The following is a 25,791-nucleotide window of genomic DNA, read 5'->3' on the forward strand; positions in this document are numbered from 1 at the left end:
TGATTCCACGCGCCGGCACGGAGGAAATCCACCATGGTCACTCGCGGTTTCACAGGCCGCCAATCCGGATCCGAACCAACGGACCGGATTCCCCCGGGGCAGCACCTCGTCAACAATTTCCCGGTGCTTACGGCCGGCCCCACGCCGCAGATCGAGCCCGCAGACTGGACTTTCACGCTAAAGGTCGGCCCTCGTCCGGTCAAAGCGTGGAGCTGGTCGGAGTTCAACGCGCTCCCTCGAACCAGGATGACGCGAGACATCCACTGTGTGACCTCGTGGTCGAAGCTCAACACCGCCTGGGAGGGCGTGGCCGTCGACGACATCCTCGCCGACGCTGGCCTTACCGCACCCACTCCGTTTGCGCACGCACATTGCTACGACGGATACTCCACCAATGTGCCACTCGCGGACCTCACGACTGGGAAGGCGATGGTCGCGCTCAGGTACGAAGGCCAGCCGCTGCCGCGCGACCACGGGGGACCGGCGCGCCTGCTCGTGCCGCATCTCTACTTCTGGAAGTCGGCGAAGTGGGTGAACGGGCTTCAGTTCACGGAGCGTGACGAGGCCGGCTTCTGGGAGTTGCGAGGGTACCACATGTACGGCGATCCGTGGCATGAACAGCGATACACGAATGACTGAAGCGATTGCCGCGACCGCGCGATGGCAGAGCTGCGCGATTGTCGAGATTGCAACGAGAACGTCGACTATCAAAAGCTTCTTTCTCCGCCTCTCCGAAACGTTCGACCATACGGCCGGACAGCACGTTGACGTGCGGCTGACCGCGCCCAACGGCTACACTGCCATGCGCAGCTACTCGATCGCCTCGGCCCCGAGCGATTCCAGGGTGATCGAGCTGGCGATCGAGCGCCTCCCGGACGGCGAGGTCTCCCCGTTCTTCCACGACGTCGCCCAGGTAGGCGACATGATCGAGCTTCGCGGGCCGCTTGGCGGACACTTTCTCTGGCCGGGGCCTTCCAGCAAATCAGTGCTCTTGATCGGCGCCGGCTCCGGCGTCGTGCCGCTCATGGCCATGATCCGGTATCGGAAGGCCACCGGCGAGCCGGTGCCTGTCGCGCTGTCGCTCTCCTCCAGGACCTGGGGCGATGTGCTGTTCAGGGACGAGCTCCTCGAGCTCGAGAGCTCGCTTCCCGATTTCGCCCTCGCCTTGGCGCTGACACGCGAGCCCGCGACGCGCCGCACCGACTTCAGCAGGCGCATCGACGCCAGGATGGTCGCTGACGTCGCGGCACGGCTGCCTATGTCTCCCGGCTGCGCCTTCGTGTGCGGGTCGAACGCGTTCGTCGACATCGCGGCGGACGCCGCCCTCGCCTTGGGACTGGAAGCGAGGGCGATCAAGACCGAACGCTACGGCGCTTGAGAGACGACTCCTCTCGCTTTGCGAGCGGATAGTTTTCGAAGGCCAGATTATCCGCGCGGCCTGTGGCGATTATGGTCACGCCGAATGCAAGAAGACGCAACAGTGAACGAAACGGGTGCCGCGTGGATGCTGTCCAAAACGATCGATGATGGCAGCTTGAAGGTCTTCTGCCGTGAAGAGCGCGCCTGGCCTGGGCAATTCGACATCGAAATCGACTGCGTCGCACACTCCAAGAGCGGGATACGAACATGTTTTCAGTGATTTTCGAGGTCCTCCCCAATAAGGAGAACTGGGATGACTACCTCGACAACGCCAAGATGCTACGCCCCGAGCTGGAGCAGGCCGAGGGCTTCGTCGACAACGTCCGCTACAAGAGCCTGACCCGCGAGGGCTGGATCCTTTCGCTTTCGAACTGGCGGGACGAGAAATCGCTCGTCCGATGGCGCACCCACAGGCGCCATCACGAGGTCCAGCGGAAGGGCCGCGACGAAATTCTCGCAGACTACCACCTCCGCGTCGGCCAGATCACTGCTGACAATGAGGTGCCCGCGGGGTACGCCCTCACGGAGCAGCGGCTCGACGAGACCGAAGTCGGGGAAGGAACGACGGTCACGCTGATCAACGCGACGCGCCCCGCGGAGTGGAAGCAGACGATCAACCCGTACGACTGCGCCGAGTGGCTCGGTCTGAACCCGTGGGCCGCCGACTGCACGTCCTGGGACATCTTCGACGCCATACTCGCGCCCGGCGAGCTGATTCTCCTCATATCTTGGAAGGACGGCGCTGCAGCGCAGGCCTACGAGGACGCTTCCGGGCCGAATGACAAGGCAAGGGTCCGGAGAGTGCGGATCGTGCGCGACTACGGGAAATACGACCGTCGCGAGGCGCCTCAGTACTACGCAGATGCCAAGGGCGGCGAGCCCCTCCATGCCTGACACCGCTCCGGAAAGCACGATGACGAATTCAAACCACGATGGAGCTCCCCGCCCACAGGCCGAGGTGGCCGGTGACCTTGACGGCGCTGGCACCCTTAGCGGCCGTACAGGCGCATCGGTGTTCTCGATCGGCGGTCCCGACGGCAGGGGCGGCACGGCAGCGGGGGCGAACCCCTACGAGTTGCTAAGCGCTTCTCTTGCCGCGTGCACGGCGATGACGATACGGCTGCAGGCGCGAAGGCGGAAAATCCCGCTCTCCCACGTCGAGGTAGCCGTGTCGTACCACCATGGCGGCAATGGGGGCCGCGACTCCTTCAATCGCTCCATCAGGCTCGAAGGAAACCTTGGCGACGAAGAGCGCGCCCAACTGATGCAGGCTGCGAACATGTGTCCCGTCGGGCGGACGCTCGGCCTCAGTGCCGACATCCGCACGAACGATAACGTCGGCATGGGGTCGGCGGCAAGCTATGATGATGACTTGAGCGATCTTCCGATCCCATACATTGACCCCGACTAGTCTGCCGCGAAAAAGCCCGCGAGCGCCTCGGCGTTGTTGCGCTGGTGTCGTGCGCGCCGAAGAGCGGCTGACTTCGCCCGTTGATACAAGATCCGTCAGGTGCTCGACTGCGGCGTGATTGGCGCGGAGTTCCTCGAAGTATCGCTTTTGAAACTCGCGCCAACGGTTCGGGTCAGGGCCAAACCAGGTCCTGAGGCCTGCGCTCGGGGCGATGTCCTTCCACAGGTCAACGCTGGCATGCTCATTCGTGAGCCCGCGCGGCCAGATGCGGTCGACGAGCACCCCTCATGCCGCCCGAGGCCTCGGGCGGCTCGTAGACGCGCTTGACACCAGACCGCGGGGACCGTCGAGACATTGGATTCACCAGCCCTCCCCTCTCCAAAGGAAGGCACCTCTCGTCAGGCTGCCTTCGCGGGACTGACCTTGGGAAAATCGATCGGGGTCTGCACCGCGTTGTTCATGAAGTTGGTCAAAAGGAACTGGGCAGTCAGCGCGATCATCTCAACGATGTTGGCGTCTGTCCAACCAGCATCCCTGACCGCCGCAAACTGGGTGTCGGAAACTTTGCCGCGCGTCTCGATGAGCGCTTTCGCGAAGGCGACCGCAGCCTGGCGCTTGGGATCGCTCGAGCGGCCCTCCCTGTTCAGCCCGATTTCGTCCGCCGGGATTTTGGCCAGGTTGCCCGCGATGAAGCTGTGCGCGGCCAGGCAGTAGTCGCACCCGTCCGCCTCCGACACCGCCAGCGAGATCCCGTCTCTCGTCTTGACGTCCAGGGTCTTCGCGAGCGATCCCATCAGGGTAGCCCAGCCGGAGAGCGCGTTAGGGCTGATCGACATGAGGCGGTGCAGGTTGGGCACGAAGCCCAGCATCTTGTCAACGTTGTCGAGGATCGGCTTGGACTCCGCGGGGGCGTCCTCACGTTTCGGAATGGCAATACGCGGCATTTGATCCTCCTACCGTAGACCGCGAACGATTATTCGGTTCGTGATGATGCGGGCCGTCACTGACGCCCGACCGTCTCAGCCAGTGTTCGCCACTGGAGTGCCTCGAAAGCTAGCGCGCGTCACGCCGCGGCGGGCATGTTTCTTGATCATGCAATCGATAACAGCAGGTCATCGACGGAGCACCGACCGGCGCACCAATGTCACGTCTCCCGGTCTTCGTCCTCAGCTGCGCCCGACCCGCCGCGCTGGCCATGCGCGGAGCGCCCCTTACCCTCGGATTCTGTCGGGACGTATCCATGCACTTGGCGAAAAGCACGGAGAAAGCTGCTGTGGCTCCTATAACCGACCGCCCGCGCGATCTGCTCAACTGAAAATGTCTTCGCGGCGAGCATATCGGCTGCGCGCTTCATCCGCATTTGCCGGAGCGCGACCATCGGCGAACTTCCAATTGCGCGCACAAACCGCGCCATGAATGCGGATCGGCTCAAGCCAGCCTTCTGCGCCAAGGCCATGACGGAGTGATCGGCCGATGGCCGTGCCACCATATCGGCGAACGCATGGGCGATTTGACGGTCACTCAGGATAGAAAAGCGCTCGAGCCAAACGCTGGTCGAATTCAAACTCCGACGGATGAGCGTGACGAGCACCTGCTTCAGGATGGCGGTGGTCATCGCCTGCATTCCAACCTGCCGGCTGCTAATTTCTGCCAACGCAGCCTGCAACTTTGACCCCAGTTCGTCGTCGGGTTCGAAGCGCTCGACAATCGGCGTGGAAAGGTCAGCAAAGAGGTCGATCGACGAGCCGTAAGTGGCGCGAAAGTATCCGCAGATCAGCATCACCGCCGGGTCGACGTTCCCGGCGACGAATCGCTGGATACCCTCGCCGAAGCGGGAATCCCATTGAGCTTCGACCACATTCACTGTTTTGGCCGCTGTGCGGTCATCAACCTCGATGTGAAACGGCTTCTTGGGCGGTGTGATGACAAGGGTGTGAGGTACCAGAGGAAATGCGGAGAAACCACTCACGACCATTCGTCCGGTCCCGGAAAGATTGTAGTGGATAGCCGGCGCGTCCGCGCTCTCGAATGACAGGCGCCAACCTGGACTGACCAAACACTCGATGAGCCCAATGACTTCGACATCGAAAGTTGCCATCAGTACGTCGAGATCGGATCGAGGCAACACAAGATTTGGACGATCGGGCATTTGTTTCGGACTCTCGGGGTGAGCTGATGTCCTATTCTCGGGACAGGACAATTGCAAATCCTGGTACTGCTTTATGGCCAAGACGGTGCGCGTCTGCGCCCTGACCGGCGGCCTTGGTGGAAGCTGGGAACCTCTTTGACGAACGTGGGCTTGCCGCCCTCATTCCGACGTCTCAGAACTGAGTCCTTGGGAGATCCTGATGAGCAAAAAGCACTTGATGAAAAGACGACCGAGCCGATCCCGACGCAAACCCTGACATATGACTGGTCTCGCCTATACCGGCGCACAATATCGGTTTCCGCGGAAACTCCGCGACAAACCGCTTTGCCATCGGCTCTGCCTACTACGGCAACGAACTGGAACGGTCCGAACGAGGGCAAGTCTTTCGAGTATGAGTATGCAGCTGCAGTTTTATCAGGTGCGATATTTCTTAGCTCTAGCAAGGACACTCAATTTTACGCGGGCTGCGGAGCAATGCAATGTGACGCAGCCGGCGCTGACAAAGGCAGTACAAAAGTTAGAGCAAGAACTCGGTGGCGCGTTGATTCACCGTGAGCGTCACCTCACCCAGCTCACCGAGCTGGGCAAGATGGTTTTGCCCACACTGGAGAAAATATTTGCTGCCGCCGAGGCGGTACGGCTTCAGGCGCGAGACTATCAAAAGAAGACAATCGCCCCGCTCAAGATCGGGCTGGTGCCGTCAGTCTCCGCCGCACTCATTACGGAATTGCTCCGGGAAGTCGCCAGGATTATCCCTGACCTGCGAGTCGATCTGCGCGAGTCGGATGCCAACGGGCTCATTGCGATGCTTTTGGATGGCGAGATCAATGCCGCACTCGTCGGTGACGCCGTGGAGCTACCTGAGCGTATCGATCGCTGGCGGCTGTTCGAGGAGCGGTACGTGCTCGTCTTGTCTCTGAAACATCCGATGGCGAGGCAAACCGTTATCCCGCTCAAAGACTTGCATGAGGTGGAATTTCTCGAAAGGGTCGGATGCGACGTCGCCGACCGATTCAAACAGGCTTGTTTTGCCGACCAGACAGGCCCCAAGGTTGTGCACAGGAGCGATCAGGAAAGCCATCTTCCCGAAATGGCGTCCGCCGGTTTTGGGGCCATTCTGGCGCCAGAGCACGCTCCAAGGCTGCCGTCACTCGCCGCTATTCCAATTGAGGGCGACCCCGTCCGGCGCGAGGTGCAGCTTCTGGCCGTGGCGGGGAGGCAGTATTCGCCCGCGCTTGACGCCTTTATCAAGGTCGCTCGTGTTCGTGACTGGACGAGTGCACTGGACAAACTCCGCTGCGCGTCTGCCCCTGCCTCAAGCAATGTCAATGTTCGCAAGGTTGACGCACAAGGTGTAGGCTCCCCGATCCAGATCACAGGTCCCGGTCCCGCCTCCTCACGCCAGAGCTTGTCGCGGGCATCCAACCGTCGTTGCTAAAGTGGCGCGAAGTCGTTGATGGCCGAGGGACAAGCCCACGACGCAGTTGCAGTCACCCACGCGAAGCCTCCTGAATTTGATTTGTCCGTTTCCGGTTAGCCTAAGGGCGAGGCTTAGGCCCCTCCAATTCGGACAGGGCAGCAAGCACGGTTTCGGTCGTCGCTCCCGTGATGGAGCCCGGCCCGATACACGCTCGACGGATGATCCCTCGTTGGTCGAGGACATACGTGGCCGGCATTGGCAACATCCAAAAGGAGAAGCCATGGGGAGCGGAGAGATCAAGGCCGCGCTGCAAGAGACGGCTCCTTATCTCGGCTGGCACCACGGACACCAGGCCGAACGAAAGGCTCACCCCAAGATCCAGGTCGGAGAGGATTTCCAGATCCAGTCGGTGATCGCATTTGAGATTGCGTGGCAAGTCTCCAGTATCGGGCGTTATGGCAATTGCTCTGGCGCCGGCAGCGCGGATTCTGGAGGTGGCCCCGTGAAGAACCCGTAGTCCAGCTGCGCACAATGGGGACCAAGTCCCGTAAACGAAGGTGACGATCAACGGTGCAGTTTGTCGCAATTCCAAAGATAAGACGAGCTTTCCATTTGCGTCGGGGAGAAGGAAATCGGGCGCAGATTCGTTCACCTTCAGGGCGCCGTCAGGAACCCCCGCCTCTCTCAGCCATGATGAAATCAGCCGGTCAGTTCGGATATCCAGCGTGCGAAAACCGCTCAAGGTCTCCGCGGAGGGTTCGATCGTCGTACTAACCGGGCGCCCCTTCGAAACTTCGTCGTCCATTCTGGTTCTCCCCCAACGGGGCCCCTCGCAGCACCTGTCCGCGTATGTTTCTTGCATGGTGACCGTCCGTTCCGGGAAACTAAAATTCAACTTTGGAATGGAAGTCGTTGACGAATTATCTTTAGGAATAGTCCGGCGAGCGCCGATTCAAAGTCCTGTTCCCGCATTTCTCAGACCCGTCGCCTGGGCCGATAAATCGGTCCCGGCAGATTGAAACACCTCCGGGTGTCGATCCGCGTGGCATCGTTTCGATAGCCGGAGGTGATTGGACTGGTTGACCACCCGGTGCCTATCCTCAATGCTGAACAAAGAGGAGTACGGCGAATGGCGATCTATAGGAAAAACCCCGAAGCCGTTTCGAAGTTGACGCCCGAGCAGTACCGCGTCACGCAGACCGCCGGGACCGAGCGCCCCTTCGCCAACGAATACTGGGACAACAAGGAGCCTGGCCTCTACGTCGACGTGGTTTCCGGCGAGCCGCTCTTCGCATCCTTCGACAAGTTTGACAGCGGGACGGGATGGCCGAGTTTCACGCGGCCCCTCGAGGCCGCAAACGTCGTCGAGAACGTTGACAGCTCGCACGGCATGGCACGGACGGAGGTTCGCTCCAAGCACGGCGACAGCCACCTCGGCCACGTTTTCCCGGATGGGCCGCGCGACAAGGGCGGATTGAGGTACTGCATGAACTCAGCCTCCTTGAGGTTCATCCACCGCGACCAATTGGAGGGCGAGGGGTACGGCGAGTACGCAAAGCTCTTCGCAAAGCAGGAGGCCTGACGATGGCAGCGACTACAGAACGCGCGATCCTGGCAGGGGGTTGCTTCTGGGGAATGCAGCAACTGGTGCGGCGCCTGCCCGGTGTCGTCTCAACGCGGGTCGGGTACTCGGGCGGCGACGTCAAGAACGCCACCTACAGCAACCATGGCACGCACGCGGAAGCGATCGAGATCACGTTCGACCCGAGTCAGACGAGCTTCCGCGACCTGCTGGAGTTCTTCTTCCAGATCCACGACCCGACGACGCCCAACCGGCAGGGAAACGACCGAGGCACAAGCTACAGGTCGGCGATTTTCTACACAAGCGAGGAACAACGCCGCGTCGCCGAGGACACCATCGCCGACGTCGAGGCCTCAGGGCTGTGGCCGGGCAAGGTCGTGACCGAGCTCTCGCCCGCTGGCGATTTTTGGGAGGCGGAGCCCGAGCACCAGGATTACCTGGAACGCTACCCGAACGGCTACACCTGCCACTTCGTCCGTCCGCACTGGAAGTTGCCGCGGAGAAGCGCCGCCTGACGGCGACCGTGGTGTCAGTGGCCTGCGGCGCGCAGCCTCACGGCGTATGCATCGTCAATCGTTTGCCAAGGATCCTCGCCGTCTCCGTGAAGTCGCTCACAACGCGACAAGGTGGCGAGGTTTGGACGGCCGGACATGGCCAGTGGGTTTGCGAGGCGGCTTGCGTGACGCCGCCGGGACACCTCCGCGCGAGCTACCGCAACTTCTTCCCGGCGCACACGCGTTGGCAATTCGCGGGGCTCCCCTTGGCGGAGAACGCCTAGCTCCAGCGCAATCGGAGAAACCAAAGGAGAGACCGAATGACCACGGACAAGATCACCCAGAACATGGAAGTGATTGGCGCGGACGGCGTCCACGTCGGCGCCGTCGATGGTGTCGTAAACGGGCGCATCCGGCTCGCGACGCGCGACAGCGGCGAGGGCCAGCACAAGGGCCACGCGCATTTCATCGACCTCGGGCTGGTCGCCGACGTTGAGGGGCAGAGGGTTCGCCTCTCTGCAAACGCGGCGGTGGCCGTGACGTTCGAGGAAGAGCTGTCGGGAAAGCCCGTCTGACGAAGGAAAGCCCGATGACCCTGGCCACGCGCAAGGCGCAGAAGGCCGCCTCGACAGCGATTGAAGCCGTTGCGCCGTGCCGCGCGAGCAGCAAAGGAGACCCCATGAAATTATCGAGGACCGTCGGCCCGGCTGTCGCCGTCTCGCTCCCAAGGTTCCTGCCCCAGCCACCCGTAGGATTGCGCCATGATGGCAACAGTCGAAACACTTCGCGACGTACTGCATCGCCCGATTGTCTATCAACCGACAGCGGATTGGATTTACGATAGGGACAGGGAGACCCTAATCAGACGTAGGCCGCCGCCTTCATCTCACCGGCGAGTTCATTGTAGCAGACCGTCCATGCCTCACGGACGGCGGGCGTGAGATCTTCTCCAAGTGCCTGTTCGAGGGTCCAGAGCAGCGCTTCCCGCATCGCGTCGTAGTCGGCGAGCTTGACGCCATACTCGACGTGACGGACGGCGAGATCACGCAACACAGTCGAAACCTGACCCGGCTCGGGCAGATTGTAGACGACCATAGCGAGCATGCTCATCAGCTTGATGCCCTGAATGCGCATGTTGTTGTTGAACAGCGGCCGGAAACTCGGATTCTTGGCGAGTAGCCGCTCGTAGAACAACGCCCCGGCGACCTCCGGCATCACCGCCAGCCTGGCGAAGGTGGTCTGGACAAGTTCCCGTTGCGCCGTATTCACGATGTTTTTCTCCGCCTGCGGGGCCCCTCCCTGGTCTATGCGCAACACTACACTCGGCATGGCGGATGCATCATCCCAAAGCGTACAAGCGTCACATGACCAAGCAGAACGGTTTATCTCCTCGGCCCGCCAGTTCCATGGGCCGCAGTATCATTCACATAGAAGCGGCTGCGAGGTCGTCTCATCTAGCGCCATGAAACGTCTCACTCAGCGCCAAGCGGGAGATCGTGGTCAGACGCCGGCCGCCGTCTCAGCTGCGAGCATGGTCATCAGTCTGCCGACCTGAATGCGAATGTCCTTCTTGAATAGCGGCTGGAAACTCGGGTTGGTGGCGAATAGCCGCTCGTAGAACCGAGCTAAGGCGACCTCTGGCTCACCGCCAGCCTGGCGAAGGCGATCTGGACAAGTTCCTGCTGCGCAGCATTCACGATATTTCTTGCCCTGTCGTGCGCAGGCCGCTCGCTCGCACTTGCGAGACCGCGCGTAGCATGGTGGGCGGGCTACCAAACTCGCTTACGAACGCGCGATAAAATGTTGCCATACTGTTGAACCCCCAGCCAAAAGCGATGTCGACCACCGACCGGCCAGTTCCCGTCGCCCCGGCGATCGCTTCGCGGCACCGGAGCAGTCGCTGGCGCGAAACGTATCGGGCGAAACTAACATTGTTCGGCTCGAACAGCCGGTGCAACTGGCGCGCCGACATGCCGAGTGCGACGGCGGCGCTGGCGGGCGTCAGGGTGGGATCGGCAAGGTGCAGATCGATATAGCGCTTGACTGCCGCGAGCCGCGCCGAGTGCGGCGAATCCCGTCCGCGATTGGTGCCCTCGTCGGAGGCGTTACAGGTCAGTGCCACGAGGCCGCAGAGATTGCGCAGCACGGCTTCACTAAGTTCCTCGGGAAGCAGCGGCGCTTGCACCTTCGCCGCATCGATAGCTGCGCCTAGCAGCAAGCCGAGCGGCGACGCGCCGGGCAGCCGAAAGGGACACTCCAGTCGACCCCCGGTTATAATCGGCGAGAGCGCGGCCCGCGGGATGATCAGCATGTCGTACGAGGCAGGGCCTTTCGATTCCGCGTCGAATTGCCATTCGGTTGAGCTTATGCAGAAATCGCCGGCTTCATGAACGAGGTCGACCGGCGTGCTGCGTGGGGCGGCCCTCCAGATCACCGGCACGCGAAATCGGCGGACGAAGAACGATTCGGACTTGTCCTTGGCAACATCAGCCGCGGTGCGTTGGACCCTCTCGAGTTCCGATTTGATATCTAGCAGCGCAAATTCGCCGGCAATCGATCCGCTCGCTTCCGCGCGAAAGGCGCCGGGATCCGGGACCTCGCCCGGCGTGATGCTATGGGCCTGCTTCGCGAAGTAGTCGCACCAGCACCTCACGCGGTCGCGCGGCGCTATATGTTCCGTGGAAAAAGAGACTTGCATGACGACCCCTATGGACCGACCGAACGTCCAAGTCCCAATCATAAGCTGATCGCTTGGGTAAAGCGAGGGTGCGAGATTCCCGCTTTCGGAGGCGGTCATCCGACGCGGTGTGGTCTGTTCGCGTCTCGGTTGCGGCGGCCGAGATGGCAGCCGCATTCTCCCGTTCGAGGAAGATCCAGATAGCCCACTAAGTAGCAACCGAAGTCCGATTGGCGGAGAATGAGACATCGTGCGGCGCTCACTGAGACGACGGCGGTGATGTGCGGCCTACAGTCATTGCGATCGAGGTAAGGCCGGAGGTTGCAAATTTTCTTGCACTGGAGATCGTGATGACCGATGGCCGCACCAGGAGACTGTCACTGATCAATCTCGGGAGGGAGATCATCGAGGGCAAACTGATCGATACGCTCATGCGCACGGCGAACGCGGGTGCAGAGCGAGGCCTGTTGATTCTTGCGCGGAATGATGAGTATCGGGTTGAGGCGGAAGTCACGACCAGCGATGATACGGTGACCGTCGGTCAGCGACAACCAAGTGTAACCGCTGCAGGTCTGCCGGAGTCTATCCTACACTACGTGATGCGGACGAAAGAGAGCGTTCTTCTCCACGATGTCGCAGACGGCGATCTCCAAGAACGGGAGGCGAGGATACGGCGGCTGGTTGATTCCAACATCATCGGCATGTTCGTCTGGGATCTTGACGGTCGAATCAGCGATGCCAATGAGGCTTTTCTCCGCATCATCGGATACAGCCGCGAAGATCTCGTCTCAGGTCGACTGCGGTGGCGGGATCTGACGCCCACCGAATGGCGCGATGCCGACGACCGACGTGTAGCTGCGCTGGAGGCGACCGGAACCGCGCAACCCTATGAGATGGAGTACTTCCTGAAAAGCGGCGGGCGCGTGCCGGTGCTGGTCGGGGCAGCGACGTTCGGCGGGCGACACGACCAGGGCATGGCCTTCGTAGTGAACTTAACCGAGCGCAAGCGGGCGGAGGAGGACATTCGCGAAAGCGAGCGGCGTTACAGCGAGATGCAGATGGAGCTCGTGCATGCGAATCGAGTCGCAACAATCGGGCAGCTTTCGGCTTCGATTGCCCATGAAGTCATGCAGCCAATCGCGACCACAGTTACCAATGCCCAAGTTGCCTTGCGCTTTCTAAACGCCGAGCCGCCAAATCTGGAGGAGGCCCGGGAGGCGCTCGGTGCCACCGTCAAGGCAGGCTACCGATCCGCTGACGTCATCGGGCGGATCCGTGCCCTAGTCAAGAAGGCGCCCCCACTGAGGGATTCCTTGGAGATCAACGGAGCAATCCTTGAGTGCATTGCCCTGACCCGTTGCGAAATAGTGAAGAACGGCGTTTCGGTGCAGACACAACTCGCGGAGGGCTTGCCGCTCATTCAAGGAGATCGAGTCCGACTGCAACAAGTGATCCTCAACTTGATCATCAACGCCGTCGAAGCATTAAGCTTGCTTCGCGAGGGGGCGCGAGAGTTGGTGATCACCACTGGTAAGGGCGAGCCGGACGGCGTGCTCGTCGTAGTGCGGGATTCGGGTCCAGGTCTGAGTTCAGCGGGTCTCGATCGCATCTTTGAGACCTTCTACACGACAAAGCCCGGCGGCTTGGGGATGGGTCTATCGATCTGCCGCACCATCATTGAAGCGCATGGGGGCCGACTGTGGGCCACCGCCGCCCAACCTCAGGGCGCGACTTTTCAATTCACGCTGCCTGCACAGTCAAATCAGGCAGCGTGAACATCCTGCAGCGGGCCAACAGCGGAGCAGATGGCTGCCGACGTTACGAATCTTGATATGTCGCTTGGAGTTTTGCGATTCCAAGCACGCGCCCATCGCCCCCGTGATCGATTCGAGGGCAACTTCGGCTTCTGGCCCATCGCGACATATTGCGCTGCCGCACCAACTTGGTCGTTATCGGGAGTAAGCGGACGTGGGCACCGGTCGCGTCACGCCGCCCGGTTTATAGGTACACGGCCTAAAAGCCGCCTCGCCCTGCTCTAAACGGAGGTGCCCGCAAGCGCTGTCCGGCCAAGGGTACGGATCGCGGCTGGCGCATGGCGTTTTCGAAGCGTTGCGACGCGATGGAAAAAGGGTGATCGCGAAGTGCACCTTCATGTCTTCCTACGCCGCTCGACACCTCGAGTACGGCGCGCTCCTCGACGGCCGATCGAAGACGGACGGGCGGCGACGCGCACAGCGCTTTTTGGACGACGATACCTCCGCCTATCGAATGCATGACAAAGGTAATTTCTAATTTCGTCGGCTGCGTCCAATCTTTGGGTCTGCCTGGCCGGCCGAGCACACGCGGTCGCCTCAACAGCGATTGAAGAGTGAGTGAAGCCGTTGCCGCGAGTTACCTTGCCGCGTGGGCAGAAGGAGCCCCCATGAAATTACCGAGGCTGTCGGCGTGCCCTGCCGCGTCACTGCAGGCCGCCGCGGTGGCGGCGCTCGCCCAGATCAGCGGAGCGGCTTCGACCAGCCCGACCGCGAACGAGCGTTAGGCAGACTGAGCTCTGCATGAGGCTGCCCACGCTTCTGCCGCACAGAGGGGGACGCCTCGCCCATGGATGATCACGCGATTATGCCGCGATAAAAAAGTGGACCGCCCCCCCGATGACCAGTGACAAAAACGACAAAACCTTTCGTCCGAACCGTCGAGGCTTTCTCGGCGTTGCCGCTGCCACGGGCGCCGCTTCGCTGGCTCCGGGTGTCCTGATAGGAACCGCCGCGACAACCACGGCGCTCGCGGAAGCATCCGAACCGGCCTCCTCCCAATCCGTGGATGCTTCCGCGAGTACTATCGCTGCCAAGTTGCCGTCGCCAGTGCCCGGCTATCTGTCATTCGGCCCGGACGAAGCCAGCTTCGTCGAGGTGATGGTCAACGTGATGTGTCCTGCGGATGCGCTGACACCCGGCGGCGTCTATTGCGGGCTTGCAGCCTACATCGACCGACAATTGGCAGGCGGTTTTGGTAAGGGCGCGCGCCTCTATATGCGCGGCCCCTGGCGAGAGGGTAAGCCTGAACTGGGCTATCAATTGCCGCTCGCACCCGAGCAGTTTTTCAAGGCGGGACTCGCCGCCGCGGATGCGGCCTGCCGGAAACGCAATGGCAAGGCCTTTAGTGAATTAGATGAGAGTGGCGCCGACCGATTTCTCCATGAAATCGCCGACGGCAAGGTGATGGACGAGCGTGTCCAGCTCGCCTCGTGGTTCAACGAACTCGTCTATCCGCTATTTGAGCAAGCTTGTTTCGCCGATCCCGTTTACGGCGGCAATGTCGGCAAGGTGTTTTGGAAGGCGATCGGCTATCCAGGTCTCCCCGCGGTTCACTCCCAGGACATGGTCGAATTCCGTGGCAAGCCCTTCCCGGGTGCCGCCGATCCGAAATCCATCGCCGACTTCGCCTAAGGGAAACAATCATGGCTACACGCTTGAAACATCGCACCGTCGTTTTCGTTGGTGGAGGATTCACGGCGGCGCTGGCTGCTCGCCAGCTGACAGCCAAGGGCGTCGATGTCGTCGTCCTTGAACGGGGAATCGACCGCACCCATACCGCCGCAACAAGCCTGCCATCTCAGCGCGACGAACTGCGCTGGGACGTGCATGGTGATCTCTTTCAGGATTGGTCCGTCCAGACCTACACGCTTCGCCATAATGGCGGCGAAACGGCGCTGCCGATACGGCGTCTCCAGGCGTTCAAACCCGGCGAGGGAATGGGCGGTGCGGCCAATCACTGGAACGGGCAGACCTGGCGCTGGAGCGAGTCTGACCCTGTTTTGCGTACCCACCTTGAGAACCGGTATGGAAAGAAGGCCATTCCAGCTGAAATGGCGATCCAGGATTGGGGCGTCACCTATGCAGAGATGGAGCCCTATCACGATCAGTTCGAAAAGCTGTTCGGCATTGCCGGCAAGGCAGGGAATCTGCGTGGCAAGGTGCAGGAGGGCGGAAATCCGTTCGAGGCACCACGGCAGAACGAGTTTCCGCAAAACCCTCTGCCTATCACCGAAGCGGGCGTGATCTTCAGCGAGGCAACCAAGAAGCTAGGCTATAAACCTTTTCCCTTGCCGGCAGCAAATTCGCCGGAGGCCTACACCAATCCCGATGGTATGCAGCTTGGTCAGTGCCAGTTCTGCGGCCATTGCGAGCGCTTCATCTGCGAAGCCAACGCCAAGGCGAGCCCCGAAGTTCTGCTCTATCCGATGCTGAGAACGCGCGAGAGCTTCGAATTGCGTCTGGAAACGCATGTTCTCGATATTCTTTATGATCGTAAGGCAAAACGCGTGAGAGGCGTTCGCTACATCGATCGCGTAACCGGCGAGGAGTACGAACAGCCGGCCGACGTCGTCGTACTTTCTTCCTTCACGATGTCGAATACCAAGTTTCTGCTGATGGCGGGGATTGGGACGCCTTACAATCCCAAGACTGGTCACGGGCTGGTCGGCAAGAATTTCTGCCACCAGACGATGTTCGGCACGCGTGTCTTCTTCAAGGACCGCTGGATCAACCCGTTCCTGGCGTCCGGTGCGTCACAGACCGTGATCGACGAGTTCAACGGGGACAATTTCGACCACAGCGGTCTTGGCTTCTTCGGAGGCGGCTACATCTACGCCAACGTGACGAACGGACGGCCGATTACGAGCCGGGCTGTGCCTCCCGGCACGCCGAAATGGGGCGCGGAGTGGAAAAAAGCCAACGCCAATTGGTACGCACATAATTTCAGCATAACTGCCCATGGCAGCTGGTATCCGCATCGGGAGAATTATGTCGACCTCGACCCGACCTATGTCGACGCCTATGGGCAACCGCTCTTGCGCATGACGTTCGACGTTCGCGAGAACGAGCGCAAGATGTCGGTATATCTGTCGAAAAAGATCGACGAGATCGCCAAAGCGACCGGTGCCGACATCGCACCGCCGACAGCCCCCCGCAAGGGGCCGTACGATAGTCGCGTGTATCAGACCACCCATGTCACTGGTGGCACGATTATGGGAAGCGATCCTACGACGAGCGTCGTCTCCCCTCACCTGCAGCACTGGGATGCGCAAAACCTGTTTGTCGTCGGTGCATCCGTCTACCCCTTCAATGCAGGCTACAACCCGACGGGGCCGCTAGGGGCTCTCGCGCTTCGACTCGGCGACGACCTCAACGATTATGTGGCGCGGCCGCGCCACCTCTGATCCCGACCTAAAAAGGACGTTCCCTATGAAAAGCGCGGGAAAGATTGGCGCGTTTATCGCGGTGCTCGTACTTGCGGAAGCAACCGCGAATCGCGGCTACGCACAGGACGCCGAGCACGGAAAAACCATCTTCAAAGCTTGCGCAGCTTGCCATGCGACAGATCATGCCAGTCGCGCCGGGCCGGGCCTGGGGGGAATCAACGGCAGGAAGGCGGGTACGGTTCCCGGCTTCAGCTATAGTAACGCGATGAAGAAGTCCGACATTGTCTGGGATACGAAGATCCTCGATGCCTATCTGGAATCGCCACAGCAAGTGGTTCCCGGAAACAGGATGCCCTACGCCGGGCTGAAGAACCCGACCGACCGGACGGACCTCGTCGCCTATCTTGCTACTTTGAAGTAACGGCTGGTTACGCGAGGCGTCAGCAAGACGCCATCCCTTCGCACGCTAAACATCGATGCCGCCGACCAAGGTGTGCAGGCGTCGGAATTGCGTGATGCTGTGTCTGAAATCCTCACCGCCATGCGTTACGAGCGTGCTGCCTGCGCGCTTCGAGAGCAGCGGCGATTACGCGATGCGGTTCCCTGCCTAGACCGAAGGGGCGCACTCGCACAGCGGTCTTGGGAACGATACCCCGCGCTTATCGAATGCATGACCAAACGGAATTTCTAATTTCGCCGGCTGCGTCCGATCCTGAGGACCACTGGGTCGGCCAAACACGCGGCTGCCTCGACATCGCATGAAGCCATTGCGCCGAGCCACCGCGCCGCACGCGGGCAACATAGGAGCCCCCCATGAAATCACCGAAGACCGTCGGCCCAGCTGTTGCGGTCTCCCTGGTCGCGGCCACCGTGGCGGCGCTCGCGTAGATGAGCGAACCGGCTTCAGCCGGTCCGACCGCGAACGTAGTGGACGCTGATGTGTCACTGGTCAAGCCGCCGCCATACACCGAGCAGTTCTGGAAGCGAGGTCACACTGTTCTGCCTTCGCTTTCGGAAAACTACCCGTGGCTCCTGGCATTAGATGTCGAACGGACCCATCGCCGCAGCATTTTCAACAGAGAGAGCGAAAGCACTCTCGTGCCTCAACCCATCCCTTCACCAATAGGAATCACCATGACCGACGGAATCACCATGACCAACGCCGTCATCGAATGCATCCAGAGCCGCAGCGCCACCAAGTACTTCGACCCTGCCGCCACCTTGAGCGACGACCAAATCCGCGAGCTGGTGGGAATCGGCACCACCGCGCCGACGTCCTTCCACTTGCAGAACTGGCGCTTCATCGCCGTACGCACGCCTGAAGCCAAGGCTCGGTTGCGTCCGCTCGCCTGGGATCAGCCCGCGATCACCGAAGCAGCCGTTACCTTCATCGTCTGCGGTGTGTTGGCCGATTCCAGCGTTGTACCAGAGCGTCTGGCACCGCTGGTGGATGCGGGCATCATGCCGGCAAAGATGGTGCCGGAATGGGAAATCCCCGCACGCGATCTGTACATGGAATACCCGCAGCGCCAGCGCGACGAGGCAGTACGCACCGGCACGTTCGGCGCGGCGGCGATGATCTATGCGGCCCGCTCACTGGGCCTGGGTTCGACGCCGATGATCGGTTTCGATGCCGAAGCGGTGCACCGCGAGTTCGGACTGGCCGAGGACGAAGTACCGGTCATGCTGTTGTCCGTGGGGCCGGAGCGTCCGGGAAACTGGGCGCAGAAGCCGCGCCGTCCGGTCGCCGACGTGCTGGATCTCGTTTGAGTATTAGTAAAGCCCACAGCTTACGGAAGACTACGATGCCAAGAAGTGCAGCTCTAAAGCCGGAACAGGTGCCGGCCGATTCAAAACCGACCCTCGACACGATCACCAAGAACATCGGGTTCACCCCAAATATGCTGGCGACCTTCGCGCATAGCCCGATCGCGTTCAACGCGTGGGCCGCCCTGCTCGGCTCCTTGAGCAAGGCGCTGGACGTGAAGACGCGTGACAGCATCGGCCTTGCTGTCTCCGAAGTGAATGGCTGCAACTATTGCCTGACAGTTCACAGCTTTACGGCCGACCATATGGCCAAGCTGCCGGCCGATGAAATCATTCTCGCTCGGAAGGGCCATGCAAGCGACCCGAAGCGGGACGCCGCCGTCCAGTTTGCGCGCAAAGTCATCGAGACCCGCGGCAAGGTCAGTGACGCTGATCTGAAAGCCGTGCGCAATGCAGGCTACACGGATGCGAACGTCATGGAGATCGTCGCGCTGGTGGCTATGTACTCCCTGACGAATTTCTTCAACAACGTGTTCGATCCCGAGAAGGACTTTCCTGCCGTTGCGCCGGCCGGCTCGATCTGAGCTTTGTCCCCTCGCAATTTCTCGAAGCCATTGGGATCGATCACATGCACATTCTCCATATTGATAGCAGTCCGCGTCGAGAATCGCATAGCCGTGAGCTTTCGGCCGCGATCGCCGAAAAGCTTCTCGAGGTTGCGCCCGGGGCGAGCATTACCCGGCGTGATTTAGGGTTCGAACCCTTGCCCCACACCGTGGCTAACTATGCCGCCGCGTTGGCGTCGCCCGCCACGTTAGCCGCCCCGCCGAAGGGTTCTCTGGATATTTCCGAAGCGCTTATCCGGGAAGTCGAAGCGGCCGATGTTGTTGTCATCGGAACGCCCATGCACAACTTCGCTATTCCCTCGGTCCTCAAAGCGTGGATCGATCAAATCTTGCGCGTCGGTCGCACGATGATGTCGACGCCCGCCGGAAAGGTGGGAATGCTCCGGGATCGTCCGGTGTTCATCGGCGTCGCCTCTGGCGGCGTCTTTACCGGCGACCGAGCCAACCAGCCGGACTTCCTCACGCCATATCTGTCGCTGGCACTTAGTTCCATTGGGCTGAAGACCCAGCAATTTATCCCTCTAGAGGCCACCGCGTTCCTCGACCGAGAGCAAGCTCCATTGGCGAGGGAGAAAGCGCTTGCCGCTCTCGATCTGACTGTCATGGGAGAGCTTCGAGGCGTCGATGGCTGCCCTGCAGTGCTCTCAGGCACCGGTAAACCGCATCGCGAGGCACACCCCCATGCTCCGGAGAGCGTCGTACCAGGAGCTCACTAACGGCGCGCCGCAAGCGCTTGGCACGCCCGCATCATAATCCTCCGGCCTCCGCCGGACTATGAGCACGAGGTCTTTTGATGATTTTACCTATCGGAACGAGAGTAACAGCCGCCGATGGCGTGACGCTTCCCAAACTCGGCGACAGGATCACCGACAAATCAGCACCGCCGGATGACGGTGCCGTCCGCGAGTGGATCGGACCAAAGGCGTTCGGGTATTGGACCGAGCTGCGGAACTGGATCGTCGAATTCTACCCTGGAGTTTTCGCGCCGGACTGGCTCTACGGTGGCAGAAACCGCGGTTGGTCCTTGCGCTACAAGAAGACCAGGGCGTTCTGCACCTTGGTGCCGGAATATCGGCTGTTTTCGGCCGTGGTGGTCATGGGTGGAGCTGAACGAGAGAAGTTTGAGGAGCGGCGTTATGTCTGGCGTCCGCACTTGGTCAAGCTCTATGACGAAGCCAAAACATACATCGACGGAAAATGGCTGACAGTTGCCATCTCATCGGCGAATGATCTGCACGATGTGGCGCAGCTTCTCACTTTGAAGCGCCCGCCACCGTCGCGCGGTTGAAGTTCACAAAAATGCTGGGTTCGCCGCGCGATGGCTCCGAGGAACGCGAGCAGCGGTCTCGCCGACATCACACAGCAATTCGACATCAAGGTCGTCGCGGAAGGCGTCGAGCCGATAACAAGTTGCGTGAGAGATCGAAAAGACCTTCCACGCCTGCAATTTACCCCGAACCAATAAATCTCTGAGGAGACAATTCCCATGAAAGCAATCGTGGTAACGGACCAGGCTGCGGGAACGTCCGGGATGAAGCTGGCGGAGCGGCCCGAGCCGCAGGCAGCGATAAACGACGTCGTCGTTCAGGTTCATGCGTCGGGATTCACCTCGGGTGAGCTGACGTGGCCCTCGACCTGGACGGATCGCCTCGACCGTGACCGAACACCGTCGATCCCCGGGCAGGAGCTGGCCGGAGTAGTCACCGCTCTCGGCTACGGCACGACGGGGCTGTCGGTCGGACAGCGGGTGTTCGGCCTCTCGGACTCATATCGCGGCGGCACCCTGGCGGAATATGTGGCCGTCGAGGCACGCAACCTCGCGCCACTGCCGGGCGACGTCGACTTCACCGTGGGCGCGAGCGTGGCGATGCCGGGACTGACCGCATGGCAAGGGCTGTTCCAGCATGGCCGTCTTCAGGCGGGGCAGAGCGTCCTCGTACACGGCGCGGCCGGTGCAGTCGGTTCGATTGTGACGCAGCTCGCACGAGAGGCCGGCGCTTACGTCATCGGCACCGGACGCGCCCCCGACCGTCAGAAGGCGCTCGACTTCGGCGCGCAGGAGTTCGTCGACCTCAACAACGACGCGCTGGAAGACGTCGGCGGCGTCGATCTGGTGTTCGATGTCATCGGCGGCGACATCGGGAAGCGGTCCACAGGCTTGATTCGAGCCGGAGGAACACTGGTGACCATCGCCGGGCCAACCGAGGCGCGGCCGGCCAATGGCCTGACGATCGACTTTGTTCTCGTGTCCGATCGCGCCCAACTGAGTGAGATCGTCCAGCGAGTGCGTGACGGACGACTGCGGACGAACATCGGCAACATCGCGACCCTCGACGATGCCGTCGCCGCTTTCAATCTGACCAAGCGGATCAGCGGGAAGACGATCATCCGCGTTCGTCCGTGAGGCGACATGCGCCTGTCACTGCGACATTTCCACCAAAGAGACAAATGACCGAGGAGACAATTCACATGAAGGCGATCGTTGTGACGGCCCAGGCTGCGGGAACGGCCGGGATGAAGCTGGCGAAGCGGCCCGAGCCGCAGGCGGCGATAAACGACGTCGTCGTTCAGGTTCATGCGTCGGGATTCGTACCGACTGAGCTAACGTGGCCCCCGACCTGGACCGATCGCCGCGACCGTGACCGAACACCGTCGATCCCCGGCCACGAGCTGGCCGGAGTGGTCACCGCTCTCGGCTACGGCACGACGGGACTGTCGGTCGGACAGCGAGTGTTCGGCCTCGCCGACTGGTATCGCGACGGCACCCTGGCGGAGTATGTGGCCATCGAGGCACGCAACCTCGCGCCACTACCGAGCGACGTCGACTTCACGGTGGGCGCGAGCCTGCCGATCTCAGGCCTAACCGCGTGGCAGGGACTGTTCGAGCACGGCCGTCTTCACGCGGGGCAGAGCGTTCTCGCGCACGGCGCGGCCGGCGCAGTCGGGTCGATGGTGACGCAACTCGCACGAGAGGCCGGCGCTTACGTCATCGGCACCGGACGCGCCGCCGACCGTCAGAAGGCGCTCGACTTCGGCGCGCAGGAGTTCGTCGACCTTGACAACAACGTCCTTGAAGACGTCGGCGGAGTCGATCTGGTGTTCGATGTCATCGGCGGCGACATCCAGAAGCGGTCCGCAGGCCTGATTCGAACCGGAGGAACGCTGGTGTCCATCGTCGGGCCGCCCGAGGCGCGGCCCGCCGACGGCCTGGCGGTCGACTTCGTTGTCGAGTCCGATCGTGCCCAACTGAGTGAGATCGTCCAGCGGGTGCGGGACGGACGACTGCGGACGAACATCGGCATCGTCTCGACCCTCGACGACGCTGTCGCCGCCTTCAACCCGACCGAGCGACGCAACGGGAAGACAATCATCCGCGTTCGTCCGTGAGCGACACGCGCCCATCGATGCACGCGGCCGGCCGGCGCTGTCCAGGTCGGCCGACTGCATCCTATCAGCCGCAGCCACCGAGAGGCCGTCATGGCTTTCATGTTGAAGATTAACGGCACACCCCATGAGGTCGATGTCGACGGCGACACCCCGCTGCTGTGGGTGCTGCGCGACGTGCTCGGCATGACCGGGACCAAGTTCGGTTGCGGCAAGGCGCTGTGCGGCGCCTGCACCGTGCATGTCGACGGTGCGGCGACGCGGTCCTGCATCACCACGGTCGATAGCGTCGGCGACAGCGCGGTCACCACGATCGAGGCGATCGGCCAGACGCCGCAGGGCGCGGCCTTGCAGAAGGCGTGGCTGGAGCTGGAGGTGGTGCAGTGCGGCTACTGCCAGTCCGGCCAGATCATGTCGGCGGCGGCGCTGCTGAAGGACACGCCGAAGCCGAGCGATGACGACATCGACGCCGCCATGTCGGGCAATGTCTGCCGATGCGGCACCTATCAGCGGATCCGCGCTGCGATCAAGCACGCTGCGGGAGTTTGAGATCATGGATGGGCTTATTATGAGAGAGCAGATTGCCGATGAAACAGCGATGTCGCGGCGCGCCTTTCTTCAGGGCACAGGTTTGCTGCTTGGTTTTGCGCTGACCGGCGTAAGCACGGAATCTGTCTTCGCGGCGCCTGCTTCGCAGGTAGTCGAAAACGAGGTCGCGGGTACTTTCGCGCCGAATGGATTTATACGGATCAATCCAACCGGCGCCGTGACCCTGATCATGCCGATGGCCGAGATGGGACAAGGGGTTTACACGGCGCTCTCGATGCTTCTGGCTGAAGAACTGGAAGTGGAGCTCGACCAGATTCAGGTTCAGCATGCGCCGCCAAATGATGCGCTTTACGCCAACTCGTTCCTGCACATTCAAACTACAGGTGCTTCCTCCTCTGTACGTGCCTTCTGGACGCCCCTGCGTCAGGCAGGCGCCGTCGGTCGCAACATGCTGATTGCGGCAGCTGCCAAGCGGTGGGGTGTCGATCCAGCCACTTGCCATGCCAAGAACGGCGTCGTGTTCACTGCGCCCGGCTCGAAGCATCTTAGCTACGGCGAACTTGCGCAGGCTGCGGCGAAATTGCCTGTGCCGCCTGCATTAAACGTCAAATTGAAGGATCCTAAAGATTTCACCCTGATCGGCACGCGTGCCAAGCGCGTGGATTCATCGATAAAGGTCGATGGGCGCGCGCTCTACGGCATCGACACGCGATTGCCGGGAATGAAGGTTGCCGCGGTTGCCATTTCGCCTGTGCTCGGTGGCAAGGCGAAAACGGTGGACGAGAAGGCTGCGCTGGCGGTGAAGGGCGTCCGGCAGGTGGTCAATATCGATGAAGCTGTTGCCGTCGTGGCGGATCACATGGGTGCGGCGAAGAAGGGCCTCGAGGCTGCCGCCATCACGTGGGACGACGGGCCGAATGGCAAGGTTAGCAACGCCGATATCGTCAAGCAACTGGAGGAGGAATCCAAAAAACCGGGCGCGGTTGCCCGTAACGATGGCGATGCAGGGAAGGCTCTTGCACAAGCGGCGCAACGGCTCGAAGCCGTCTATCAGGTGCCTTTCCTGGCCCATGCGGCGATGGAGCCGATGAACTGCACCGTTCATCTGCAGAAGGATCGTTGCGATGTTTGGGTCGGGACGCAGGCGATGTCGCTCACGCAGTCTCTGGTGGTCGAACTCACCGGTCTGCCAAGGGATGCGATCAAAATTCACAATCATCTGATTGGCGGTGGCTTCGGCCGAAGGCTGGAGGCCGATGGCACGGTGCTGGCCGTCAAGATCGCCAAGCACGTCGATGGCCCGGTGAAGGTGATCTGGAGTCGCGAGGAAGACATCCAGCACGATATGTATCGGCCGTACTACTTCGATCGACTGTCGGCCGGACTTGATGCGGTCGGCGAGCCGGTTGCCTGGACGCATCGGATCGCCGGCTCCTCAATCGCCGCTCGCTATATTCCCTATTGGTTCAAGGACGGATTGGATCTCGATGCCGTAGAAGCGGCGGCCAAGCCGCCATATGCGCTGCCCAATATCCACGTCGACTATGTCCGGGTCGAGCCCCCTGGTGTCCGGACGGCTTTCTGGCGCGGCGTCGGACCGACTCACAATGTTTTTGTGGTCGAAAGCTTCATGGATGAGCTCGCGCATGCCGCAAAGCAGGATCCTGTCGCTTATCGCAAAGGATTGCTCGGTCACAATCCGCGAGCGCTTGCTGTTTTGTCCCTTGCCGCGGAAAAAGCACGGTGGGGATCACCACTTCCCGCACGGCATGGCCGCGGCATTTCGGTACAATTCGCATTCGGAAGCTACCTGTCTCAGGTCGCCGAGGTCGAAGTGGCGGCCGATGGCTCTGTCAAGGTCAAGCGGATCGTTTGTGCGGTTGATTGCGGCATCTACGTCAATCCCGATACGATCGAAGCACAGGTCGAGGGTGGAACGCTTTTCGGGCTGACCGCTGCGCTCCATGGGTCGATCACTTTCAAGGATGGACGCGTCGAGCAGAGCAATTTCGACAGCAATCTGCCGATGCGTATCGACGAGGTGCCGGTGTTGGAGACGCACTTGATTAAGAACGCAGAAGCTCCAGGTGGCATTGGTGAAGCTCCGACAGCCATTGTCAGTGCCGCAGTGACAAATGCGATCTTCGCCGCCACCGGCAAGCGCCTGCGCAGCCTGCCGATCGATACGAGTTCGCTGAAGTCGTCGTCCTAGCCCCTGCCCATCATCCCGTGCGCGTCGCAGCGCGCACGGGATAACGGTCCGGAGCCGACTGGCCTGAATGGGACGATTCCGCGAGATGTACCACTCGAGGAAGTGGCCTCAGATAGTATGGCGCTGCAAGGGTTGTCGCTGGGGGTTGCTCCGGGAGTGCTAAATGGCCGACGGCGCGATCCGAGAGTCTCTGCAGATGCGGCTGGTGACATTCCTCGCCATGGCGTCACGTGGCGCGTCGGCAATAACGATCGTCTATCGACTCTATGGCGAAAGGTGATTTCCCTCGCCGGCGCTGCAAGGTCATTCTCCGAAGCATCGTCGTACCGAAACTTTCAGTGCCGCCACCGAGACGCGATGCTAGATTGAGAAGCCAGGACGCTCGATATGCAAAGCAACGACGTAAACGCAGCCGCAGTGAATGGTAAAGAGGCCGCCTATTTCGGTGTGCCCTGGGAAGATGCCTACGGATACGCACAGGCGATCAAGGTTGGTGACACGATCCATGTCTCCGGCCAGCTCAGCCGCGACGAGAAGGGAAACCTGATCGCGCCTGCTTCTCTCGATCAACCCGGCAAGCCGGCCGAGTTCTCGATGATGGAACAGCAGATGCGGGCGACCTACGCCAATGCCGTCAAGCTTTTGGCGCGCTTCGCGGCAACCCTGGACAACGTCGTCGAGGAGACGCTCTATGTCCTCGATGTCGACGCCGCATTCGCCGCTGCGGGCAAGGTGCGCAAGGAGGTCTACGGCACGGCACGACCTCAGTGCGCCAGCAACCTGATCGGTGTGCCGAGACTGGCCTTTCCTGAACAGCTCATCGAAATCACCTTCAAGGCTATGCTGTCGGGCGCAGAAGCGAAGCCGCGGTGATAAATCCCCGACGTCCGGAGTAACGAAA

General features: G+C 61.3%; 27 protein-coding genes and 1 pseudogene. 22 read left to right on the forward strand and 6 right to left on the reverse strand.

The features are described from left to right. The first annotated feature begins 33 nt into the window (after nucleotides 1–33). From ACZBJS_RS22195 to ACZBJS_RS22210, 4 genes are all read left to right on the forward strand, one after another. Nucleotides 34–639 (forward strand): sulfite oxidase-like oxidoreductase, encoded by a 606-nt coding sequence (locus ACZBJS_RS22195; RefSeq protein WP_463439148.1) that lies wholly within the window; start codon nucleotides 34–36, stop codon nucleotides 637–639. Then, entirely contained in the window at nucleotides 632–1,378 is a 747-nt protein-coding gene (locus ACZBJS_RS22200; RefSeq protein WP_463439149.1) for a ferredoxin reductase, read from the forward strand. The genes ACZBJS_RS22195 and ACZBJS_RS22200 overlap by 8 nt, the downstream gene beginning before the upstream one ends. Before the next feature lie 248 nt (nucleotides 1,379–1,626). Continuing rightward, a complete protein-coding gene (locus ACZBJS_RS22205) occupies nucleotides 1,627–2,313 on the forward strand; it encodes an antibiotic biosynthesis monooxygenase family protein (RefSeq protein WP_463439150.1) in 687 nt (228 codons plus the stop codon). Then, nucleotides 2,306–2,830 (forward strand): OsmC family protein, encoded by a 525-nt coding sequence (locus ACZBJS_RS22210; RefSeq protein ID WP_463439151.1) that lies wholly within the window; start codon nucleotides 2,306–2,308, stop codon nucleotides 2,828–2,830. Before ACZBJS_RS22205 ends, ACZBJS_RS22210 begins: the two co-directional genes overlap by 8 nt. A gap of 114 nt (nucleotides 2,831–2,944) precedes the next feature. Here ACZBJS_RS22210 and ACZBJS_RS22215 read toward each other — a convergent pair. The 3 genes and pseudogenes from ACZBJS_RS22215 to ACZBJS_RS22225 all read right to left on the reverse strand — a co-directional run. Next, a pseudogene (locus ACZBJS_RS22215) lies at nucleotides 2,945–3,112 on the reverse strand (DUF488 domain-containing protein); the annotation flags it as partial. 116 nt (nucleotides 3,113–3,228) lie between these two features. After that, nucleotides 3,229–3,774, reverse strand: coding sequence for a carboxymuconolactone decarboxylase family protein (locus ACZBJS_RS22220; protein ID WP_463439152.1), 546 nt, complete (start codon nucleotides 3,772–3,774; stop codon nucleotides 3,229–3,231). A gap of 200 nt (nucleotides 3,775–3,974) precedes the next feature. After that, the gene (locus ACZBJS_RS22225) at nucleotides 3,975–4,979 is read right to left on the reverse strand and encodes a helix-turn-helix domain-containing protein (protein WP_463439153.1); all 1,005 of its coding nucleotides are present in this window, start codon (nucleotides 4,977–4,979) and stop codon (nucleotides 3,975–3,977) included. 397 nt (nucleotides 4,980–5,376) lie between these two features. On the opposite strand from ACZBJS_RS22225, the gene ACZBJS_RS22230 reads away from it, so the two are divergent. Then, the gene (locus tag ACZBJS_RS22230) at nucleotides 5,377–6,417 is read left to right on the forward strand and encodes a LysR family transcriptional regulator (RefSeq protein WP_463439154.1); all 1,041 of its coding nucleotides are present in this window, start codon (nucleotides 5,377–5,379) and stop codon (nucleotides 6,415–6,417) included. A gap of 100 nt (nucleotides 6,418–6,517) precedes the next feature. On the opposite strand, the gene ACZBJS_RS22235 is transcribed toward ACZBJS_RS22230, so the two are convergent. Then, on the reverse strand, nucleotides 6,518–7,204 hold the full coding sequence (locus tag ACZBJS_RS22235) for a redoxin domain-containing protein (protein ID WP_463439155.1): 687 nt from the start codon (nucleotides 7,202–7,204) through the stop codon (nucleotides 6,518–6,520). Nucleotides 7,205–7,528: 324 nt separating this feature from the next. On the opposite strand from ACZBJS_RS22235, the gene msrB reads away from it, so the two are divergent. From msrB to ACZBJS_RS22250, 3 genes are all read left to right on the forward strand, one after another. Beyond that, complete coding sequence (gene msrB, locus ACZBJS_RS22240) at nucleotides 7,529–7,981, forward strand: peptide-methionine (R)-S-oxide reductase MsrB (RefSeq protein ID WP_463439156.1); 453 nt, start codon at nucleotides 7,529–7,531, stop codon at nucleotides 7,979–7,981. A gap of 2 nt (nucleotides 7,982–7,983) precedes the next feature. Further along, nucleotides 7,984–8,496 carry a peptide-methionine (S)-S-oxide reductase MsrA gene (gene msrA / locus ACZBJS_RS22245; protein WP_463439157.1) on the forward strand — a complete coding sequence of 171 codons (513 nt, stop codon included), beginning with the start codon at nucleotides 7,984–7,986 and terminating at the stop codon, nucleotides 8,494–8,496. 299 nt (nucleotides 8,497–8,795) lie between these two features. Then, the gene (locus tag ACZBJS_RS22250; RefSeq protein ID WP_463439158.1) at nucleotides 8,796–9,050 is read left to right on the forward strand and encodes a DUF2171 domain-containing protein; all 255 of its coding nucleotides are present in this window, start codon (nucleotides 8,796–8,798) and stop codon (nucleotides 9,048–9,050) included. 286 nt (nucleotides 9,051–9,336) lie between these two features. Here ACZBJS_RS22250 and ACZBJS_RS22255 read toward each other — a convergent pair whose 3' ends face one another. Both ACZBJS_RS22255 and ACZBJS_RS22260 read right to left on the reverse strand, forming a co-directional pair. After that, nucleotides 9,337–9,804: a globin domain-containing protein gene (locus ACZBJS_RS22255; protein WP_463439159.1), complete on the reverse strand. Its 468-nt coding sequence runs from the start codon at nucleotides 9,802–9,804 to the stop codon at nucleotides 9,337–9,339. A 364-nt stretch (nucleotides 9,805–10,168) separates the two neighbouring features. After that, the gene (locus tag ACZBJS_RS22260; protein WP_463439160.1) at nucleotides 10,169–11,173 is read right to left on the reverse strand and encodes a helix-turn-helix domain-containing protein; all 1,005 of its coding nucleotides are present in this window, start codon (nucleotides 11,171–11,173) and stop codon (nucleotides 10,169–10,171) included. Between the two features lie 329 nt (nucleotides 11,174–11,502). Between ACZBJS_RS22260 and ACZBJS_RS22265 the strand changes: the two genes are divergently transcribed. From ACZBJS_RS22265 to ACZBJS_RS22330, 14 genes are all read left to right on the forward strand, one after another. Continuing rightward, nucleotides 11,503–12,927, forward strand: a complete 1,425-nt coding sequence (locus ACZBJS_RS22265) for a sensor histidine kinase (RefSeq protein ID WP_463439161.1) — start codon at nucleotides 11,503–11,505, stop codon at nucleotides 12,925–12,927. A gap of 283 nt (nucleotides 12,928–13,210) precedes the next feature. Next, nucleotides 13,211–13,444 (forward strand): GNAT family N-acetyltransferase, encoded by a 234-nt coding sequence (locus tag ACZBJS_RS22270; RefSeq protein ID WP_463439191.1) that lies wholly within the window; start codon nucleotides 13,211–13,213, stop codon nucleotides 13,442–13,444. A gap of 359 nt (nucleotides 13,445–13,803) precedes the next feature. After that, the gene (locus ACZBJS_RS22275) at nucleotides 13,804–14,598 is read left to right on the forward strand and encodes a gluconate 2-dehydrogenase subunit 3 family protein (RefSeq protein WP_463439162.1); all 795 of its coding nucleotides are present in this window, start codon (nucleotides 13,804–13,806) and stop codon (nucleotides 14,596–14,598) included. A gap of 11 nt (nucleotides 14,599–14,609) precedes the next feature. Beyond that, entirely contained in the window at nucleotides 14,610–16,370 is a 1,761-nt protein-coding gene (locus tag ACZBJS_RS22280; RefSeq protein ID WP_463439163.1) for a GMC family oxidoreductase, read from the forward strand. 25 nt (nucleotides 16,371–16,395) lie between these two features. Further along, on the forward strand, nucleotides 16,396–16,773 hold the full coding sequence (locus ACZBJS_RS22285) for a c-type cytochrome (RefSeq protein ID WP_463439164.1): 378 nt from the start codon (nucleotides 16,396–16,398) through the stop codon (nucleotides 16,771–16,773). Nucleotides 16,774–17,486: 713 nt separating this feature from the next. Further along, nucleotides 17,487–18,122 (forward strand): nitroreductase family protein, encoded by a 636-nt coding sequence (locus ACZBJS_RS22290; protein ID WP_463439165.1) that lies wholly within the window; start codon nucleotides 17,487–17,489, stop codon nucleotides 18,120–18,122. Between the two features lie 35 nt (nucleotides 18,123–18,157). Next, nucleotides 18,158–18,703 carry a carboxymuconolactone decarboxylase family protein gene (locus tag ACZBJS_RS22295; RefSeq protein WP_283019904.1) on the forward strand — a complete coding sequence of 182 codons (546 nt, stop codon included), beginning with the start codon at nucleotides 18,158–18,160 and terminating at the stop codon, nucleotides 18,701–18,703. Nucleotides 18,704–18,747: 44 nt separating this feature from the next. Further along, nucleotides 18,748–19,461, forward strand: coding sequence for an FMN-dependent NADH-azoreductase (locus ACZBJS_RS22300; protein WP_463439166.1), 714 nt, complete (start codon nucleotides 18,748–18,750; stop codon nucleotides 19,459–19,461). Nucleotides 19,462–19,538: 77 nt separating this feature from the next. After that, nucleotides 19,539–20,033, forward strand: coding sequence for a DUF3788 domain-containing protein (locus ACZBJS_RS22305; RefSeq protein WP_463439167.1), 495 nt, complete (start codon nucleotides 19,539–19,541; stop codon nucleotides 20,031–20,033). 198 nt (nucleotides 20,034–20,231) lie between these two features. Then, nucleotides 20,232–21,149, forward strand: coding sequence for an NADP-dependent oxidoreductase (locus tag ACZBJS_RS22310; RefSeq protein ID WP_463439168.1), 918 nt, complete (start codon nucleotides 20,232–20,234; stop codon nucleotides 21,147–21,149). Between the two features lie 65 nt (nucleotides 21,150–21,214). Continuing rightward, nucleotides 21,215–22,132, forward strand: coding sequence for an NADP-dependent oxidoreductase (locus ACZBJS_RS22315; RefSeq protein ID WP_463439169.1), 918 nt, complete (start codon nucleotides 21,215–21,217; stop codon nucleotides 22,130–22,132). A 90-nt stretch (nucleotides 22,133–22,222) separates the two neighbouring features. Then, complete coding sequence (locus ACZBJS_RS22320) at nucleotides 22,223–22,678, forward strand: (2Fe-2S)-binding protein (protein ID WP_463439170.1); 456 nt, start codon at nucleotides 22,223–22,225, stop codon at nucleotides 22,676–22,678. Between the two features lie 4 nt (nucleotides 22,679–22,682). After that, nucleotides 22,683–24,890, forward strand: a complete 2,208-nt coding sequence (locus tag ACZBJS_RS22325) for a xanthine dehydrogenase family protein molybdopterin-binding subunit (protein ID WP_463439171.1) — start codon at nucleotides 22,683–22,685, stop codon at nucleotides 24,888–24,890. A 387-nt stretch (nucleotides 24,891–25,277) separates the two neighbouring features. Then, nucleotides 25,278–25,763 carry a Rid family hydrolase gene (locus tag ACZBJS_RS22330; protein WP_463439172.1) on the forward strand — a complete coding sequence of 162 codons (486 nt, stop codon included), beginning with the start codon at nucleotides 25,278–25,280 and terminating at the stop codon, nucleotides 25,761–25,763. Nucleotides 25,764–25,791: the final 28 nt, after the last annotated feature.

Source organism: Bradyrhizobium sp. KZN70725 (genome assembly GCF_055264925.1).

Bases quoted from the DNA above. Each gene is read 5' to 3' on its own strand.
- ACZBJS_RS22195 (WP_463439148.1), top strand. From the start codon at position 34: ATGGTCACTCGCGGTTTCACAGGCCGCCAATCCGGATCCGAACCAACG.
- ACZBJS_RS22200 (WP_463439149.1), top strand. From the start codon at position 632: ATGACTGAAGCGATTGCCGCGACCGCGCGATGGCAGAGCTGCGCGATT.
- ACZBJS_RS22205 (WP_463439150.1), top strand. From the start codon at position 1,627: ATGTTTTCAGTGATTTTCGAGGTCCTCCCCAATAAGGAGAACTGGGAT.
- ACZBJS_RS22210 (WP_463439151.1), top strand. From the start codon at position 2,306: ATGCCTGACACCGCTCCGGAAAGCACGATGACGAATTCAAACCACGAT.
- ACZBJS_RS22220 (WP_463439152.1), bottom strand. From the start codon at position 3,774: ATGCCGCGTATTGCCATTCCGAAACGTGAGGACGCCCCCGCGGAGTCC.
- ACZBJS_RS22225 (WP_463439153.1), bottom strand. From the start codon at position 4,979: ATGCCCGATCGTCCAAATCTTGTGTTGCCTCGATCCGATCTCGACGTA.
- ACZBJS_RS22230 (WP_463439154.1), top strand. From the start codon at position 5,377: ATGCAGCTGCAGTTTTATCAGGTGCGATATTTCTTAGCTCTAGCAAGG.
- ACZBJS_RS22235 (WP_463439155.1), bottom strand. From the start codon at position 7,204: ATGGACGACGAAGTTTCGAAGGGGCGCCCGGTTAGTACGACGATCGAA.
- msrB (WP_463439156.1), top strand. From the start codon at position 7,529: ATGGCGATCTATAGGAAAAACCCCGAAGCCGTTTCGAAGTTGACGCCC.
- msrA (WP_463439157.1), top strand. From the start codon at position 7,984: ATGGCAGCGACTACAGAACGCGCGATCCTGGCAGGGGGTTGCTTCTGG.
- ACZBJS_RS22250 (WP_463439158.1), top strand. From the start codon at position 8,796: ATGACCACGGACAAGATCACCCAGAACATGGAAGTGATTGGCGCGGAC.
- ACZBJS_RS22255 (WP_463439159.1), bottom strand. From the start codon at position 9,804: ATGCCGAGTGTAGTGTTGCGCATAGACCAGGGAGGGGCCCCGCAGGCG.
- ACZBJS_RS22260 (WP_463439160.1), bottom strand. From the start codon at position 11,173: ATGCAAGTCTCTTTTTCCACGGAACATATAGCGCCGCGCGACCGCGTG.
- ACZBJS_RS22265 (WP_463439161.1), top strand. From the start codon at position 11,503: ATGACCGATGGCCGCACCAGGAGACTGTCACTGATCAATCTCGGGAGG.
- ACZBJS_RS22275 (WP_463439162.1), top strand. From the start codon at position 13,804: ATGACCAGTGACAAAAACGACAAAACCTTTCGTCCGAACCGTCGAGGC.
- ACZBJS_RS22280 (WP_463439163.1), top strand. From the start codon at position 14,610: ATGGCTACACGCTTGAAACATCGCACCGTCGTTTTCGTTGGTGGAGGA.
- ACZBJS_RS22285 (WP_463439164.1), top strand. From the start codon at position 16,396: ATGAAAAGCGCGGGAAAGATTGGCGCGTTTATCGCGGTGCTCGTACTT.
- ACZBJS_RS22290 (WP_463439165.1), top strand. From the start codon at position 17,487: ATGACCGACGGAATCACCATGACCAACGCCGTCATCGAATGCATCCAG.
- ACZBJS_RS22295 (WP_283019904.1), top strand. From the start codon at position 18,158: ATGCCAAGAAGTGCAGCTCTAAAGCCGGAACAGGTGCCGGCCGATTCA.
- ACZBJS_RS22300 (WP_463439166.1), top strand. From the start codon at position 18,748: ATGCACATTCTCCATATTGATAGCAGTCCGCGTCGAGAATCGCATAGC.
- ACZBJS_RS22305 (WP_463439167.1), top strand. From the start codon at position 19,539: ATGATTTTACCTATCGGAACGAGAGTAACAGCCGCCGATGGCGTGACG.
- ACZBJS_RS22310 (WP_463439168.1), top strand. From the start codon at position 20,232: ATGAAAGCAATCGTGGTAACGGACCAGGCTGCGGGAACGTCCGGGATG.
- ACZBJS_RS22315 (WP_463439169.1), top strand. From the start codon at position 21,215: ATGAAGGCGATCGTTGTGACGGCCCAGGCTGCGGGAACGGCCGGGATG.
- ACZBJS_RS22320 (WP_463439170.1), top strand. From the start codon at position 22,223: ATGGCTTTCATGTTGAAGATTAACGGCACACCCCATGAGGTCGATGTC.
- ACZBJS_RS22325 (WP_463439171.1), top strand. From the start codon at position 22,683: ATGGATGGGCTTATTATGAGAGAGCAGATTGCCGATGAAACAGCGATG.
- ACZBJS_RS22330 (WP_463439172.1), top strand. From the start codon at position 25,278: ATGCAAAGCAACGACGTAAACGCAGCCGCAGTGAATGGTAAAGAGGCC.